16 protein-coding genes and 1 tRNA gene are annotated in these 14,254 nt (G+C 66.9%); 6 read left to right on the forward strand and 11 right to left on the reverse strand.

The annotated features are described in order from the left end of the window. The first annotated feature begins 15 nt into the window (after window positions 1-15). Window positions 16-648, forward strand: coding sequence for a hypothetical protein (locus tag ACZ5Z2_RS13880; RefSeq protein ID WP_464759189.1), 633 nt, complete (start codon window positions 16-18; stop codon window positions 646-648). A gap of 101 nt (window positions 649-749) precedes the next feature. On the opposite strand, the gene ACZ5Z2_RS13885 is transcribed toward ACZ5Z2_RS13880, so the two are convergent. Continuing rightward, on the reverse strand, window positions 750-1,268 hold the full coding sequence (locus ACZ5Z2_RS13885; RefSeq protein ID WP_464759190.1) for an adenine phosphoribosyltransferase: 519 nt from the start codon (window positions 1,266-1,268) through the stop codon (window positions 750-752). 14 nt (window positions 1,269-1,282) lie between these two features. Continuing rightward, entirely contained in the window at window positions 1,283-1,561 is a 279-nt protein-coding gene (locus tag ACZ5Z2_RS13890; protein ID WP_464759191.1) for a putative signal transducing protein, read from the reverse strand. Window positions 1,562-1,647: 86 nt separating this feature from the next. On the opposite strand from ACZ5Z2_RS13890, the gene ACZ5Z2_RS13895 reads away from it, so the two are divergent. From ACZ5Z2_RS13895 to ACZ5Z2_RS13910, 4 genes are all read left to right on the forward strand, one after another. Continuing rightward, the gene (locus tag ACZ5Z2_RS13895; protein ID WP_464759192.1) at window positions 1,648-2,706 is read left to right on the forward strand and encodes a diguanylate cyclase; all 1,059 of its coding nucleotides are present in this window, start codon (window positions 1,648-1,650) and stop codon (window positions 2,704-2,706) included. A gap of 78 nt (window positions 2,707-2,784) precedes the next feature. Continuing rightward, a complete protein-coding gene (locus tag ACZ5Z2_RS13900; RefSeq protein ID WP_464759193.1) occupies window positions 2,785-4,539 on the forward strand; it encodes a glutamine--tRNA ligase/YqeY domain fusion protein in 1,755 nt (584 codons plus the stop codon). Window positions 4,540-4,543: 4 nt separating this feature from the next. After that, a complete protein-coding gene (locus ACZ5Z2_RS13905) occupies window positions 4,544-5,104 on the forward strand; it encodes a nucleoside deaminase (protein WP_464759194.1) in 561 nt (186 codons plus the stop codon). Further along, on the forward strand, window positions 5,101-5,817 hold the full coding sequence (locus tag ACZ5Z2_RS13910; protein ID WP_464759195.1) for a TVP38/TMEM64 family protein: 717 nt from the start codon (window positions 5,101-5,103) through the stop codon (window positions 5,815-5,817). Before ACZ5Z2_RS13905 ends, ACZ5Z2_RS13910 begins: the two co-directional genes overlap by 4 nt. 11 nt (window positions 5,818-5,828) lie before the next feature. On the opposite strand, the gene ACZ5Z2_RS13915 is transcribed toward ACZ5Z2_RS13910, so the two are convergent. Further along, window positions 5,829-7,877: an acyltransferase family protein gene (locus tag ACZ5Z2_RS13915; protein WP_464759196.1), complete on the reverse strand. Its 2,049-nt coding sequence runs from the start codon at window positions 7,875-7,877 to the stop codon at window positions 5,829-5,831. 250 nt (window positions 7,878-8,127) lie between these two features. Here ACZ5Z2_RS13915 and ACZ5Z2_RS13920 point away from each other — a divergent pair, with 250 nt between their 5' ends. Continuing rightward, complete coding sequence (locus ACZ5Z2_RS13920) at window positions 8,128-8,262, forward strand: hypothetical protein (protein ID WP_464759197.1); 135 nt, start codon at window positions 8,128-8,130, stop codon at window positions 8,260-8,262. A gap of 47 nt (window positions 8,263-8,309) precedes the next feature. On the opposite strand, the gene ACZ5Z2_RS13925 is transcribed toward ACZ5Z2_RS13920, so the two are convergent. The 8 genes from ACZ5Z2_RS13925 to tolR all read right to left on the reverse strand — a co-directional run bounded on the left by ACZ5Z2_RS13925 (window position 8,310) and on the right by tolR (window position 14,247). Next, window positions 8,310-8,385 (reverse strand) — tRNA-Lys (locus ACZ5Z2_RS13925). A gap of 61 nt (window positions 8,386-8,446) precedes the next feature. Next, complete coding sequence (gene queC, locus ACZ5Z2_RS13930; RefSeq protein WP_464759198.1) at window positions 8,447-9,142, reverse strand: 7-cyano-7-deazaguanine synthase QueC; 696 nt, start codon at window positions 9,140-9,142, stop codon at window positions 8,447-8,449. A 70-nt stretch (window positions 9,143-9,212) separates the two neighbouring features. Continuing rightward, window positions 9,213-9,902: a 7-carboxy-7-deazaguanine synthase QueE gene (queE, locus tag ACZ5Z2_RS13935; RefSeq protein WP_464759199.1), complete on the reverse strand. Its 690-nt coding sequence runs from the start codon at window positions 9,900-9,902 to the stop codon at window positions 9,213-9,215. 10 nt (window positions 9,903-9,912) lie between these two features. After that, entirely contained in the window at window positions 9,913-10,707 is a 795-nt protein-coding gene (gene ybgF, locus ACZ5Z2_RS13940) for a tol-pal system protein YbgF (RefSeq protein ID WP_464759200.1), read from the reverse strand. Between the two features lie 66 nt (window positions 10,708-10,773). Next, a complete protein-coding gene (gene pal, locus ACZ5Z2_RS13945) occupies window positions 10,774-11,283 on the reverse strand; it encodes a peptidoglycan-associated lipoprotein Pal (protein WP_464759201.1) in 510 nt (169 codons plus the stop codon). Window positions 11,284-11,523: 240 nt separating this feature from the next. Next, window positions 11,524-12,846: a Tol-Pal system beta propeller repeat protein TolB gene (tolB, locus tag ACZ5Z2_RS13950; protein ID WP_464759202.1), complete on the reverse strand. Its 1,323-nt coding sequence runs from the start codon at window positions 12,844-12,846 to the stop codon at window positions 11,524-11,526. A gap of 8 nt (window positions 12,847-12,854) precedes the next feature. Continuing rightward, window positions 12,855-13,799: a cell envelope integrity TolA family protein gene (locus tag ACZ5Z2_RS13955; protein WP_464759203.1), complete on the reverse strand. Its 945-nt coding sequence runs from the start codon at window positions 13,797-13,799 to the stop codon at window positions 12,855-12,857. Beyond that, complete coding sequence (tolR, locus tag ACZ5Z2_RS13960) at window positions 13,786-14,247, reverse strand: protein TolR (RefSeq protein ID WP_464759204.1); 462 nt, start codon at window positions 14,245-14,247, stop codon at window positions 13,786-13,788. The genes ACZ5Z2_RS13955 and tolR overlap by 14 nt, the downstream gene beginning before the upstream one ends. Window positions 14,248-14,254 lie beyond the last annotated feature (7 nt).

Here is a 14,254-nt window from a genome sequence, read left to right on the forward strand (position 1 = left end):
CATGGATTTCCACTGATGCGGCGCCCCTGGCTCGTCGCCGCCCTGCTGCTGGCCCTGTGGGGCGGCTGGTCGTGGTGGCACGCGCGGCCACTGCATCCGGGGCCGGGCGAGCTGGCGCCGAACGACCCCGTGCAGACCGCGCTGGACGAACCGGTGGAACCCATCCGCCTCGGCGACTTCACGCTCACCGCACGCGCGAAGTTCGAGCTGGTGGCGCGTGTGCTCTCCACCGAGCACTACCACGCCGACGCCGGCGCGGCGCTGGTGCCGGAGGATTTCGCGCTGGGCTGGGGCCGCATGTCGGACAGCGCGGTGCTGAAGGACATCGACATCTCGCAATCCGGCCGCTTCTACTACTGGCACGTGGAACAGTTTCCGATACCCCGCCGCGAGATCGAGACGCACAGCGCCAACATGCACCTGATCCCCGCCGACGCCGGCGTGCACCGCGCGCTGGAACGCGTGCGCGTGGGACAGGTGGTGGCGCTGGACGGCCTCCTCGTGGACGCCGACCGTGCCGATGGATGGCATTGGCGCACCTCGCTGACCCGCGACGACACCGGCGCGGGAGCCTGCGAACTGTTCTACGTGATGGCCGTCGGCGTGCCGACCGGGCAGGAAGACTCCGCGTCACCCGGCCCGCCATAGCCGCCGGTTCCAGGCCCAACCGCTCTGCCCATGCATGGCGTTGCCGTCGTCACGGCCTTCGCCGGAACATCAGGCCGCAAGCAAGCGCGCCCACGACGCGCTCAGTACCGCAACAGGGCGTACAACGGTCGATCGCCAAGCCAGCGTTCGCGCCCACGCAGCGCTTCCAGCTCGATCAGCACCGACGCGCCAACCACGTCTCCGCCGAAGCACGCCACCAGCGCCTGCGCAGCGGCGAGCGTGCCGCCGGTGGCCAGCACGTCGTCCGCCAGCAGCACGCGCGTGCCGGGTTGCAGCGCGTCGCTGCGCGCCTCCAGCCGGTCGCTGCCGTATTCCAGCTGGTACTCCATCGCCAGCACCGGCGGCGGCAGCTTGCCCGGCTTGCGCAGCGGCACGAAGCCGGCGCCCAGCGCCTGCGCCAATGCGGTGCCGAAGATGAAGCCGCGCGCCTCGATGCCGCACACCGCCTGCACGCCGGCATCGCGCCACGGTTCGGCCAATGCGGCGACGCAATCGGCGAAGCCCTGCGCGTCGGCCAGCAGCGGCGTGACGTCGCGGAACAGCACGCCGGGCTTGGGAAAATCCGGCACGATGCGGATCAGCGCGGCAAATGCGTGCATCGCGTCCTGCACGGTCAACCGGGCACGCCCAACGGCATGCCGGGGTCGTCACCCCATTCGCGCAGCGCCTCGCGCGCCTCGGCCAGCTGCGCCTCGACCTCGCGCACGATGCCTGCGGCGGCTTCCGCGCCGGCGTCGGGCACCATCACCGCGAGGTAGTCCAGCGCCGGCAACTGGCCCACGCCGCCGGTGAGGTATTCGCCGGCGATGAAGGCGGGGATCTGCGCGTGCTCCAGCGCATCTTTCACCAGGTGCGCATCGAACAGGTTTTCGGCGCGGTAGACGGTGTGCATGGCCGCACGCTAGCCCCGTTGCCAGTGGCAGGGCAAGGGCTTTCTGCTCTATCGTCGCGCCGGGGCGATCCGGGGAGATATGCGGCATGCGTACGCGCGACGAAGGCCTGCGGTTCGTGAGCCTGATCCATCGCCTGCGCACGCTGGGGTTGGCGCTGGGCATGCTGCCGGTGGCCGCCGTGCTGTACCGGCAACAGGCGCCGGCGTGGGAGTGGCTGCTGCTCGCCGGCAATGGGCTGGCCTGGCCGCACCTGGCCTGGCTGTTCGCGTTGCGCGGCACCCGGCCGGCCAGTCGCGAGCAGCTCAATCTGCTGGCCGATGTCGCGATGCTGGGCGGCTGGATCGCCGCGATGCATTTCGCCCTGCTGCCCAGCGTGCTGCTGGCCGCGATGATGTGCATGGATCGCGTCAGCGCCGGCGGCTGGCGCTTGCTGGGCAAGGCGCTGCCGGCGGGAGTGGCCGCCTGCGCACTGGTGGCCTGGGCCACCGGCGCGGCCTGCGAACCGGCCAGCGACATGCTGGTCACGGTCGCCTGCCTGCCGATGCTGGCGGTCTATCCGATCTGGCTGAGCACGGTGACGTTCCGGCAGGGGCAGCAGATCCGCCGGCAGAACCGCCTGCTGGAACAGCTCAACCGCACCGACACGCTGACCGGCCTCGCCAACCGCGCGCACTGGCTGGACACCGCCGCGCGGGAGATGCACCGCTACCTGCGCAACCAGCGGCCGGCCGCGCTGGTTCTGCTCGACATCGACGGTTTCAAGCAGGTCAACGACAGCCGTGGACACGCCGCCGGCGACGCCCTGCTGCAGCAACTGGCCACGGTGCTGCGCGAGAGCCTGCGCAGCGTGGATACCCCCGGCCGCCTCGGCGGCGACGAGTTCGGCATCGTGCTGCCGGAAACCGACCTGGAGCACGCGCGCGAAGTGGCCGAACGCATCCGCCAGCGCGTGGAGCGGCTCGGCCAGGCCGGCGGCGACGCCCCGGCCAGGCCGTACACGCTCAGCCTCGGCGTGGCGCAGGTGGGGCCGCGGCACGCCAACGTGGATGCCTGGGTGCGCCAGGCCGACGTGGCGCTGTACCTGGCCAAGGCGCAGGGCCGCAACCGCGTGTGCACCAGCTCGCCGGAGGCCGTGGCGCCCTGACCTTGTCCGCACAGGGCGGCCGTGCCGGCGGGTACAGGGTAAACTTGCGGACTTTCCACCCAGTCCGCGAGCCGTTGCATGTCCAGCCCGTCCAGCCACGCCGAGCCCACCGCCACCACGACCGACGGCCCGCGCGACTTCATCCGGCAGATCGTCCGCGAGGATCTGGCCACGGGCAAGCACGCCGCCATCCACACCCGCTTCCCGCCCGAGCCGAACGGCTACCTGCACATCGGCCACGCCAAGGCGATCTGCCTCAGCTTCGGCATCGCGCGCGAATTCGGCGGCTGGTGCAACCTGCGGCTGGACGACACCAACCCCGGCAAGGAAGACCCGGAGTTCGTGCAGGGCATCAAGGACGACGTGCGCTGGCTGGGCTTCGAGTGGCACGAGCTGCGCCACGCCTCGGACTACTTCGACGTGTTCTACCGCGCCGCGCTCAAGCTGATCGCCGACGGCGTGGCCTACGTGGACGACCTCAGCGCCGACGAGATGCGCGAATACCGCGGCACGCTCACCGCGCCGGGCCGCAACTCGCCCCACCGCGAGCGCGGCATCGAGGAGAACCTCGACCTGTTCCGGCGCATGCGCGCGGGCGAGTTCGCCGACGGCAGCCGCACGCTGCGCGCGAAGATCGACATGGCCGCGGGCAACATCAACCTGCGCGACCCCGCGCTGTACCGCATCCGCAAGGTCACCCACCAGAACACCGGCGACGCGTGGCCGATCTACCCGATGTACGACTTCGCGCACGCGCTCTCCGACGCGATGGAAGGCATCACCCATTCGCTGTGCACTCTGGAATTCGAGGATCACCGCCCCCTGTACGACTGGTGCGTGGACAAGGTCGACCTGCCGAACCATCCGGAGCTATGGCAGTCGGTGGTCGCCGCCGGCCTCGAGGCGAAGCCGGCCAAGCCGCGCCAGATCGAGTTCTCGCGCCTCAACCTCAGCTACTGCATCACCAGCAAGCGCAAGCTGGCGCAGCTCGTCGCCGAAGGCTTCGTCGACGGCTGGGACGACCCGCGCATGAACACCCTGCGCGGCATGCGCCGGCGCGGCTTCACGCCGGCTGGCCTGCGCCTGCTGATCGAGCGCGTGGGCATCTCCAAGCAGAACAGCGTGATCGACTACGCCATCCTGGAGAACTGCATCCGCGAGGATCTCGACGCGAGCGCGCCGCGCCGCATGGCCGTGCTCGATCCGCTCAAGCTCGTCATCGCCAACCTGCCGGAAGGGCACACAGAAACGCTGACCTTCGCCAACCATCCCAAGGACGACAGCTTCGGCACGCGCGCCGTGCCGTTCGCGCGCGAGCTGTGGATCGAACGCGAGGATTTCGCCGAGGTACCGCCCAAGGGCTTCAAGCGCCTGGTGCCCGGCGGCGAAGTGCGCCTGCGCGGCGTGGGCATCGTGAAGTGCGAGGAAGTGCTGAAGGACGCCGCCGGCAACGTCGCCGAGCTGCGCTGCACGCTCGATCCCGAATCGCGCGCCGGCCTGCCGGGCGCCGACCGCAAGGTGAAGGGCACCATCCACTGGGTGAGCGCGCCGCACGCGGTGGCCGCCGAGCTGCGCGTGTACGACCGCCTGTTCAACGTGGCCGCGCCGGACGCCGAGGACGACGGCCAGCCGTGGACGTCGCACATCAACCCCGAGGCCAAGCGCGTGGTGCACGGCTGGCTCGAACCGGCCGCGGCGCAGGCCGAGCCCGAGCAGCGCTACCAGTTCGAGCGCCTCGGCTATTTCGTGGCCGACCGCGTGGAGCACCGCGCGGACGCGCCGGTGTTCAACCGCGTGGTCACGCTGCGCGACACCTGGGCGGCCAAGGCCTGACGCCATGTTCGTGCTTCGCCAGATCCATCTCACCCTGCCGCCGTGGATCGACGAATTCGTCGATGACAGCCGCCACTACGTCGCCGACGAGGAGCGCGTTGGCCTCGCCATCGCGCTCTCCCGCCGCAACATCGAGCACGGCGAGGGCGGCCCGTTCGGCGCCGCGGTGTTCAACGAGGAAGGCCGCGTGGTGTCGGTGGGCGTGAACCGCGTGGTGCCGCAGACCTGCTCGGTCGCGCATGCCGAGATGATGGCCTACATGAGTGCGCAGCAGCGCCTCGCCAGCTTCCGCATCAACGCCGGCGGCGGCCGCTACACGCTGGCCACCAGCGCACAGCCCTGCTGCCAGTGCTTCGGCGCCACCGTGTGGGCCGGCATCGACGAACTGCTGATCGGCGCGCGCGCCGAGGACGTGGAGGAACTCACCGAGTTCGACGAGGGCCCGCTGCCCGCCGACTGGATCGGTGAACTGGAACGCCGCGGCATCGCCGTGCGCCGCGACATCCGGCGCGACGAGGCGCGCGACGTCCTCGCCACCTACGGCGCCCGCGGCGCATCGTATTGAAACGCCTGCGCGCCGCGCTGCCGCTGCTCCTGCTGCTCGCCGCGGGAGTCGTGTTGTACCTCTCCGGCACGCTCGACCGCTTCAGCCCGCAGCACCTGGTCGCGCACCAGCACCAGTTGCGCGCGCATATCGCCGCCCATCCATGGCTGAGCCGGCTCGCCTACATAGGCCTGCTCACGCTGGGCATGGCCACCGGCATCCCCGGCACCATCCTCATCATCCTCGCCGGCGGCTTCGCCTTCGGCGTGGTGGACGGCACGCTGTGCTCGTCGGTCGCGCTCACGCTGGGTTCGCTGATCCTCTATCTCGCCAGCCGCTACGCATTCGGCGCCGGCACGCGCGAACCGCCGCCGCTGGCCGCGAAACTGCACCACGGCTTCGAGCGCCATCCGGTGAGCTACACGCTGTTCCTGCGCTTCATCCCGGTGATGCCATTCGGCGCGGTGACCGTGGGCCTGGCCTGGCTGCGCTGCCCGCTGTGGCTGTTCCTCGGCGCCAGCTGGCTGGGAGGCACCGTGTCGCTGGTGTTCGAGAGTTCGATAGGGGCGGGGCTGGGGCGCGAAATCAGCCAAGGGCAGCGGCTCGACATCGGATTGATCCTCGATCCGAACATACTGGGATCCCTCGGGGCACTTGCGCTGCTTTCGCTGGTGCCCTTGGTGCTGGAACGGATCAAGGCGCGCTTGCACTCTTCAACGCGACCACCAACCTAGCGCCATGCCCCCTAACGGGATTGCACCGCTTCCGTAGCGAGCCCGACGAACGGATTGGGCTGGCTTTGCAGGTACTGGCGGCCGAGCCAGTCCGAGCCATAGTCGGTCATATGGCCCGTATCCCGGTAGAAGGGCACCCTTTTGTACGCGGTCGTGCAGTGCTCGCCAGAGCACAGCACGCTGCGTGGGTCGATCACCACCAAGGTCGGGTAGCTCGCCTTCATCCTTTCAAACAGATGGTCGTACCAGACTTCGGCCTCGCTCTTGCTGTTATTCCGTGTACAACCCGCGCCATCACCTTCCTTGCGCAGCTTGAAATGCTGGAAAAAGCAGTCCTGGAAACCAGGCGGCATGGTCGGCAATTGCTTGACCAACACGGGGATCGCATCGGTTGCTGTGATGGCATCCAGCGCACGGCGCACGCCAGCTTCCACGCGCGCCTGTCCGAGCGCCACGGACTGCGCATCGCCAGGCCGGTTTACAACGGCAACGAAATCATACCCGACCCAGTTCTCCGCAATGACCACGTACTTGAACTTGTGCGACCGTATGATCTCGTAGTAATGCTTGACTCGGTCTTCGCATACGCGATATTTCCGGTAGTCAATCGACTGCCAATGATCCAGCGTCGTACCCGGCAGAACCAGGCATGAAGGCGTAGCCAGCGATGTCACGGATATGCCTGCCGCATTCGCCAGCACGTCCATGAAATTCCAATACTGGTTTGAGTGCGAATCGCCGATCATCAAACCATTGATCGCCGCACCCTTTTTTCCCACCTTGCATACATCGAGGTAATGCGGATCGACCACTCCTCCGCCGGCGGCCCTCCCTTGCAGACAATATCGGCGCAACGGCGGCTCGTACTTGTTCAGGGCACCGTCCACATAAGTCAACTCCGAACCAAAGCGGGCCGGAAAGAAATCGCATTTCCATGCAATGCCGTACACAACCGCCACAATCAGCAACGGCGCGACGACCAGAAGCAGCAGGGACTTCCCCAAGCTCGGGCGCAACCGACGGTAAGGCTGTTCGATAAAGCGATACGAGAAGTATGCCAGCGCAAACGCCAGCGCATAGCAAAATAGCAAGTTCGCGCCGCCTTCCGGGAAAGCGAGATAACGCCAAGTGGCAAAGACGGGCCAATGCCACAGGTAAAGCGAATAGGAAATGTCGCCAACGAACACCACTGGCGCCAGTGACAGCACACGGGAGACCCACGAACGCTCGTCCTGACCGATCCACAACACCGCCACGCACGCCATGCAGAGCAACACGGCATAACGATTCGGGTAATCGGTCATCACGCCTGGGTGCATGGATATGCCAAAAATCGACACCATTGCCAGGATGCCCAGCGCATTCGGCAACAGTGTCAGGAATGAGCCCTGGGCTTGCACCTCGAAGCGCCGCGGGGCGCGCCTCTCAACCAATACGGCAAGCGTCGCGCCGGACAGAAACTCGAACGTGCGGCTCGAAAACCAGTAATACGATGCATCGCCATGAAGGATCGGCTGCCGCAGCGCGAGAACCGACAGCGCAAGCAGTGCCAAGAGCATCAGCACCCCAGTTTGCGATGATGACGCATGACGATGCAGAAGCCACATCGCCATGGGCATCACCAAGTACCACTGCCACTCGACCGAAAGCGACCAGGTATGCAGCAACAGCAAAGTCTGCGAGCCCGTCGCCGCATAAGCCGTAGTGGTTCTGGCAAAGAAATAGTTGGACGACGCCCCTATCGTCTGCAGCGCTGACTTGAGGTAGTCGTTGAAGTCGTTAGGCAGATAAAAAACCGTCGCTACCAGCAGCGTAGTCGCGATTACCGCAAGCAAAGCAACTTGAATGCGCCACAGACGCCGCACATAGAAGCCGGAAAACGAAAAAGTGCCCGCGGCAAGGTCGGCACGCACGATGGACGTGATCAGGAATCCCGAAATGACGAAGAACACATCCACGCCGACGAACCCGGATGGGAACGCGGTCAAACCACCATGAAACAGGAGTACCAATATGACGGCGACAGCGCGCAGACCGCTAATGTCCTTCCTGAACTTCATATTTCCAGCCCCTTGTACGCAAAAGCCATCCCGGGGCACGTTGAAAGCGCCACCCCGCCTGCCTGTCGCTGCCCTTTGCCCCTGATAACGGCTCGCGCCGCATCCCCCGCCCGGCCCACGCACTTGGGAAAGGCGCGAGCTGGAATATCAAATATTAACACGCACCTCCTGCGAACAATTCTCCAGAAGCGAAATCATACGTACGCTTCCTGGGCGGTTCATCCGACATCCCTGATGCGTGGTGGCGAACATGCCCATCCGGGCTGGCGCACGCACCATGGCGCTGGATCGCGCCACGCATCGCATCTGGCTGGTCGCCGGCGCTCACGCTCCGCGCGGTGCACGGGTGAAGGACTCCACGACGCTGGCGGTCGGCGGGCGCTGAGCAGACATGCAAACAAAAAAGAGCGCCCTTGGGCGCTCCGGAAATCCTGGTGGGCCGTGACGGATTCGAACCGTCGACCAATAGATTAAAAGTCTACTGCTCTACCGACTGAGCTAACGGCCCACGGTCAGGACAAGCGCGCAATTTTATGGGCTGCTTGCCGCACGCACAAGCAACGGCGGCATCAGACGTAACGCGTGGGGTCGGGCAATCCCGCTTCGCGGAAGCCCTGCGCGCGCAGGCGGCAGGCGTCGCAGTGACCGCAGGCGCGGCCTTCGGCGTCGGCCTGGTAGCAGCTCACGGTGGCAGAGAAATCCACGCCCAGGCGCCGGCCCTCGCGAGCGATGTCGGCCTTGCTCATGCGCATCAGCGGCGCGTGGATGCGGATGCCGGCGCCTTCGACGCCCGCCTTGGTGGCCACGTTCGCCAGCGTCTCGAACGCCTCGACGAAGGCCGGGCGGCAGTCCGGATAGCCCGAATAGTCCACCGCGTTGACGCCGCACCAGATGTCGGTGGAGCCCAGCACCTCGGCCCAGCCCAGCGCGATCGACAGCATGATGGTGTTGCGCGCCGGCACGTAGGTGGCCGGGATGTGGCCGTCGCCATCGTGTTCGTCGTCGTCCAGCGGCACGGCGATGTCGGCGGTGAGCGCCGAGCCGCCGATGCTGCGCAGGTCGACATGCACGGTCTTGTGCTCCACCGCGCCGAGCATCTTCGACACGCGCTCGGAAGCCTCCAGCTCCGAACTGTGGCGCTGGCCGTAGGCCACGCTGAGCGCGTGCACCTGGTAGCCCTGCTCACGCGCGATGGCCACGGTGACGGCCGAATCCATGCCGCCGGAGACGAGCACGACGGCCTTGCGGGTTGAAGTTTCAGACATGGCTTTCATCCATTGCGGAACGGCCGGTCACCGGCCGGAAAACGCCACCGGCAACACAGGCCGGCGCGCACTACCTTCCCTGCGCGTCGTTCCACAGCAGCTTGTGCAGCTGCAGCTGGAAGCGCACGGGCAACCTGTCGTCGATGATCCACTCGGCCAGTTCGCGCGGCTCGACCCGGCCCCACACCGGCGAGAACAGCACCATGCAGCGGTCGGCGATGGCGTGCTCGACCACCACGCCGCGCGCCCACTCGTAGTCGGCGCGGCTGGCGATCACGATCTTGACCTGGTCGTGCGGCAGCAGGTGGTCGAGGTTCGACCACAGGTTGCGCGCGCTTTCGCCGGAATCCGGCGCTTTCAGATCCATCACCTTGCGCACGCGCGGGTCGACCGCCGAGACGTCCAGCGCGCCGGAGGTTTCCAGCGAGACTTCGTAGCCGGCGTCGCACAGGCGCTGCAGCAGGATCAGGCAGCGCTTCTGCGCCAGCGGCTCGCCGCCGGTGACGCAGACGTGCCGTGCGCCATGGCTGGCGACCTCGGCGAGGATGTCATCGATGGCGCGCCACTCGCCGCCGTGGAACGAGTACGTGGTGTCGCACCACGTGCAGCGCAGCGGGCAGCCGGTGAGGCGCACGAACACGGTGCGCCAGCCGATGGCATCGGCCTCGCCCTGGATCGAGTGGAAGATCTCGGTGATGCGAAGCCGCTCGGCGGCGAGCGAAGGCGCGGCGGCGGCCGCGCTGGTGCTGACATCGCTCACGACCGCGTCCTCAGCCGGCGGACTGCTGGATGCGGCCCAGCCGCTCCTTCGCCAGGCTGGCGGCCTTGGAGGTGGGGTACTTGCTGACCACCGCGTTGAGCGTGGCCGTGGCGGCAGGCACCTGCTTCAGTTCGTACTGGCAGTAGCCGACCTTGAGCAGCGCGTCGGGCGCCTTCTCGCTCTGCGGGAACTGGCTCAGCAGATGCTGGAAAGCCTCCAGCGCCACCTGGTAATTGGTGGTGACGTAGTACGACTCGCCCAGCCAGTAGAACGCGTTGGCGGCCAGCGGCTGATCCGGGTACTTCTGGATGAAGGTGCGGAACTGGCGCGAGGCGCCCACGTAGTCGCCGCCGCGCAGCGTCTTGAAGGCGGCGTCGTAGGCGGCCTGCATGACGGCCTTGTCTTCGGCCGACAGCGGCTTGGCGGCACTCGCGGCCTGCGCCGGCGCGGCCGTGTTGCCCGCGCTGGCGGCCGCACCCGCGGCAGGCGTGCCGGCGGCTGCCGCTGGCGCACTGCTGGCCGAAGCCGGCGCGGCGCCCGCCTTGTTGCCGGCCTCGAGCCGCTGCAAGCGGGAGTCGAGGTCGACGTATTGATCCTTGCTCTTGTCCTGGAGCTGTTGCAGCTGGTGCTGCAATTCCTCGATCTGGCCCTGCATGTCGCGCAACTGCGCCTGCATCTGCTGCAGCTGGTTGACCTGCGCCGCGGCGGCCTGATCCTTGTTCTGCGCCCGCTGCTCCAGCAGGGAGACGCGGTCGGCGAGGCTCAGTCGCGACTCCTGCGCGAACACCGGCAGCGCGAAAAGCATGGCGGACGCGATTGCGCCCGCCATGCCCGCCTTGGCTGCAAATTTGCTGGCCAGTGGCTTCATCGCTTACTCGGCCGTGTACACGATCTCGACGCGACGGTTCTTGCTCCAGCAGTCCTCGTTGTGCTCGCGGCACACCGGCTTTTCCTTGCCGTAGGAGATCACGCTGATCTGGCTGGCCGAAGCGCCATTGGCCTGCAGCGCGCTGGACACGGCGTTGCCACGACGCTCGCCGAGGCCCAGGTTGTATTCCTTGGAGCCGCGCTCGTCGGTGTTGCCTTCCAGACGCATCTGCGCCATCGGGCGATCCTGCAGGTACTTGGCGTGGCAAGCCATGATGGCCTGGAACTCCGGCTTGATTTCGTCCTTGTCGAAATCGAAGTACACCACGCGCTGCTTCAGGCAGGCGTCGGTGTTGAGGTCGGCAGGGGTGTACTTGCCGCTGGTCTCGGCCGGCTGAACCGGGGCAGGCGGCTCGCTGACCGGAGCCTGCGGCTTGGTTTCCTGCTTCTTGGAACAGGCTGCCGCGCCAACGCAGAGCAGGGCGACCAGGGCGACGCGAACGGTCTTATTCATGGTGACGATCCTTCAAACGTGTGTGAGATCCGGCATACAGTGACGGACGGGTTACGGGACGATGTCGCCGGTGGGCCGGCTGTTGTTTGTTGTGGTCTAGCAAAATCAACGGCGTGCGATGCGTGCCTTCAATGGCTGGCCGTGGCGCAAAGCGTCGCGACCGGCAAAACACGCCGGGCGCGACCCTTGCAGGCCGTCCCCGGCATCGACCGCCGCGTGCGAACGCGGCGGCACGAATCGTTACTGCTGCCTGTACGGCCCCCAAGAGGGATCGCTCACGCTGCCGTTGGCAAGCGCGAGGCGCTGGCGCACCATGCCGTCGGACGAAGTGGCATAGAGCACGCCGCGCGGGCCTTCGGTGGCGCCGTACAGCAACATGCTGGCGTTCGGCGCCCAGCTGGGGCCGAAATCCAGCGGCCCGGGCGAAAGGAAATGCACCTGCCCGCCCAGACCGAGATCCATGACTGCAATACGATACACGTTCCCGTTGCCCTGCACCATGGCAAGCTCCTTGCCGTCGTAGCTGATGTCGGAATTGGAGTTGTAGGTACCCTGGAAGCTGATGCGCTGGGCGGTGCCGCCGCTGGCCGGGATCTGGTAGATCTGCGGGCGGCCGGAGCGATCCGAGGTGAAATAGAGCGACTGGCCGTCCGGCGCCCACACCGGTTCGGTGTCGATGGCGAGGTTGTGGGTCAGCCGGGTTTCCTGGCGGGTGGCGAGGTCGAGCACGTACAGCTCGAGGTTGCCCTGGAAGGACAGCGCCACCGCCAGCTTGCGCCCGTCGGGCGACCACGCCGGCGCACCGTTAATGCCCTTCTTGTGTGCCTCCACCAGTTGGCGGGCGCCGGTGGTGAGATCCTGCACGTAGACCTGCGAGCTGCCGCTCTCGAAGGAAACGTAGGCGATCTTCTTGCCGTCCGGCGACCATGCCGGCGACATCAGCGGCTCGTGCGAACGGGCCACCACCTGCGGGTTGTAGCCGTCCGAGTCGGCCACCACCAGCGAATAGTTGGTGTTGTTGCCGGTGCCTACCTGGGTGATGTAGGCGATGCGCGTCCAGAACGCGCCGCGCACGCCGGTGACCTTCTGGTAGATCGCGTCGGCGATCTGGTGGGCCACGCCGCGCAGGTCGCCCGCCGGCGCCGTGAAATAGGCAGCCAGCAGGTTCTGCTGCTTGTTCACGTCCCACAGTTCGTAGGTGACCTTCAGCATGCCGTTGCCGGCGTCGCTGATGCTGCCCACCGTGATGTAGTCCTGCTTGAGCAGGCGCCAGGTGCCGAAGTTGATGTCCGCGCCCTTGGCCGGAAGCTCCACGATGTCGCTCTTGGCCAGCGCGCGGAACTTGCCGCAGCGGTTGAGATCGGCGCGAACCACGTCGGCCACGTCGGTGGGCAGCGGTGCCAGGCCCGGCTGGGCGAACGGCACCACGGCGATCGGCGTGGCGGTTTTCACGCCGCCGACGACCTGGATATCCAGCCCGGAGGATTGCGCGGCCGCCGGCCCGGCGAACAGCGCGGCCAGCAGCAGGAGGAGGAAGGCGTACAGCGGGCTCGGTTTGCGCATGAGGCTCGTCATTGCGGCATGAAGGTAATGGTCAGACTGCGCTGAAACACGCTCTCGAAGCCCTTGTACGGCAGGGTCTTGGTGCGCAGGATCGCGTTTTCCACCGAGCGCCGGCCCACGTCGTCGTAAGGGCAGCTGGGATCGACCGTGGCGCTCATCACGTCACCGCCGGGCAGTTGCACGATGTGAACCTTGCACGGAACATTCGGCATGTTATCCGGCCTTAACCAATTCGGCGTGACCGCATTCTGAATGGCGGCAGCGTATTCGTCGGCAAGGTTGTTGTTCTGCGCATTGTTGCCGGTCTGCCGCTGTGCGGCGTTCGGCAGGTCGGGCTGGCCGTCGTCCTGGGCGTTCTTGAGGTCTTCAAGCTGCCGCTTGGCCTGCTTTGCCTTGCTGTCCTGCTTCTTGGTCTGCGCCGATGCCGCGTCCATCTGGGCGAGCATCTCGTCGACCTTCTTCAGCTCTTCCTGCTTTTTCTTCTGCGCAGCCTGCGCGTCCAGCTCGGCCTGGCGCTGGCGCTGCTTCTCTTCCTGCAGCTGCTTTTCCTCGGCCTGCTGCACGCCCTGCTCGACCACGCGCTCCTGATCCTTCACGTCGGGATGCTCGGGCGGCGGCGGCAGCGGCGCGATCTTGGGCTGCGTCACCGGCGGCGGTGGCGGCGGCGGAATCGAGGGCGGCGGCGGCACGCTGTCGGGAACGGGCTTGACCTTCACCGCCTTCGGCGGCGGGCTGCCGGTGGGGCCGATCAGGGTGGCCTCGATCACCGGCCCCTTCAGCTCCAGCGGGCGCGAACAGGTGATCGGGTTCATCCACGCCGGCAGGTGCAGCGTGTCGAAGAAGCTTTCATAGCTGGAGCACGGCAGCACCGCGAGGAACAGGAACGCGACGATGCCCAGGTGCAGCAGCGCGGACAGCACCACCGCGCGCGGGATGCCCTTACGGTCGTCCATGGGCAGCCTGACCCTGGCTGGAACCGTCGCCGGGCGTGCTCATCAGGCCGACCTTGTCCACCCCGGCCTGCTGCAGATCCGCCAGCACCTTGTAGACGCCGCCGTAGTTGCCGGCGGTATCGCCGGCCACCAGCACGCTGAGCTGCTGGTTGGCGTCCCGGAAGGCCTTGACCTTGGCCTGCAGGTCGGCCTCGTCCACCGGCTGCGGCTTGCCGTTGCCGATGACGAGGGCGAGCGAGCCGTCCTTCGCCACCTGCACGACCAGGGAATCCTTCTTGCCCTGCAGCGCCTTGGCGTTGGCCTGCGGCAGGTTCACGTCGACGTTGGAGTTCAGCATCGGCGTGGTGACCATGAAGATGATCAGCAGCACCAGCATCACGTCGATGTAGGGAACGACGTTGATCTCGGATTTCAGCTTGTAGCGCTTGGGGCGCTTCGCGTTGCGCATGGCAGGG

Source organism: Rhodanobacter sp. G1, assembly GCF_055397855.1.

Bases quoted from the DNA above. Each gene is read 5' to 3' on its own strand.
- ACZ5Z2_RS13880 (WP_464759189.1), top strand. From the start codon at position 16: ATGCGGCGCCCCTGGCTCGTCGCCGCCCTGCTGCTGGCCCTGTGGGGC.
- ACZ5Z2_RS13890 (WP_464759191.1), bottom strand. From the start codon at position 1,561: ATGCACACCGTCTACCGCGCCGAAAACCTGTTCGATGCGCACCTGGTG.
- ACZ5Z2_RS13905 (WP_464759194.1), top strand. From the start codon at position 4,544: ATGTTCGTGCTTCGCCAGATCCATCTCACCCTGCCGCCGTGGATCGAC.
- ACZ5Z2_RS13915 (WP_464759196.1), bottom strand. From the start codon at position 7,877: ATGAAGTTCAGGAAGGACATTAGCGGTCTGCGCGCTGTCGCCGTCATA.
- tolR (WP_464759204.1), bottom strand. From the start codon at position 14,247: ATGCGCAACGCGAAGCGCCCCAAGCGCTACAAGCTGAAATCCGAGATC.
- ACZ5Z2_RS13885 (WP_464759190.1), bottom strand. From the start codon at position 1,268: ATGCACGCATTTGCCGCGCTGATCCGCATCGTGCCGGATTTTCCCAAG.
- ACZ5Z2_RS13900 (WP_464759193.1), top strand. From the start codon at position 2,785: ATGTCCAGCCCGTCCAGCCACGCCGAGCCCACCGCCACCACGACCGAC.
- queC (WP_464759198.1), bottom strand. From the start codon at position 9,142: ATGTCTGAAACTTCAACCCGCAAGGCCGTCGTGCTCGTCTCCGGCGGC.
- ybgF (WP_464759200.1), bottom strand. From the start codon at position 10,707: ATGCTTTTCGCGCTGCCGGTGTTCGCGCAGGAGTCGCGACTGAGCCTC.
- ACZ5Z2_RS13895 (WP_464759192.1), top strand. From the start codon at position 1,648: ATGCGTACGCGCGACGAAGGCCTGCGGTTCGTGAGCCTGATCCATCGC.
- ACZ5Z2_RS13955 (WP_464759203.1), bottom strand. From the start codon at position 13,799: ATGGACGACCGTAAGGGCATCCCGCGCGCGGTGGTGCTGTCCGCGCTG.
- tolB (WP_464759202.1), bottom strand. From the start codon at position 12,846: ATGCGCAAACCGAGCCCGCTGTACGCCTTCCTCCTCCTGCTGCTGGCC.
- pal (WP_464759201.1), bottom strand. From the start codon at position 11,283: ATGAATAAGACCGTTCGCGTCGCCCTGGTCGCCCTGCTCTGCGTTGGC.
- ACZ5Z2_RS13920 (WP_464759197.1), top strand. From the start codon at position 8,128: ATGCCCATCCGGGCTGGCGCACGCACCATGGCGCTGGATCGCGCCACG.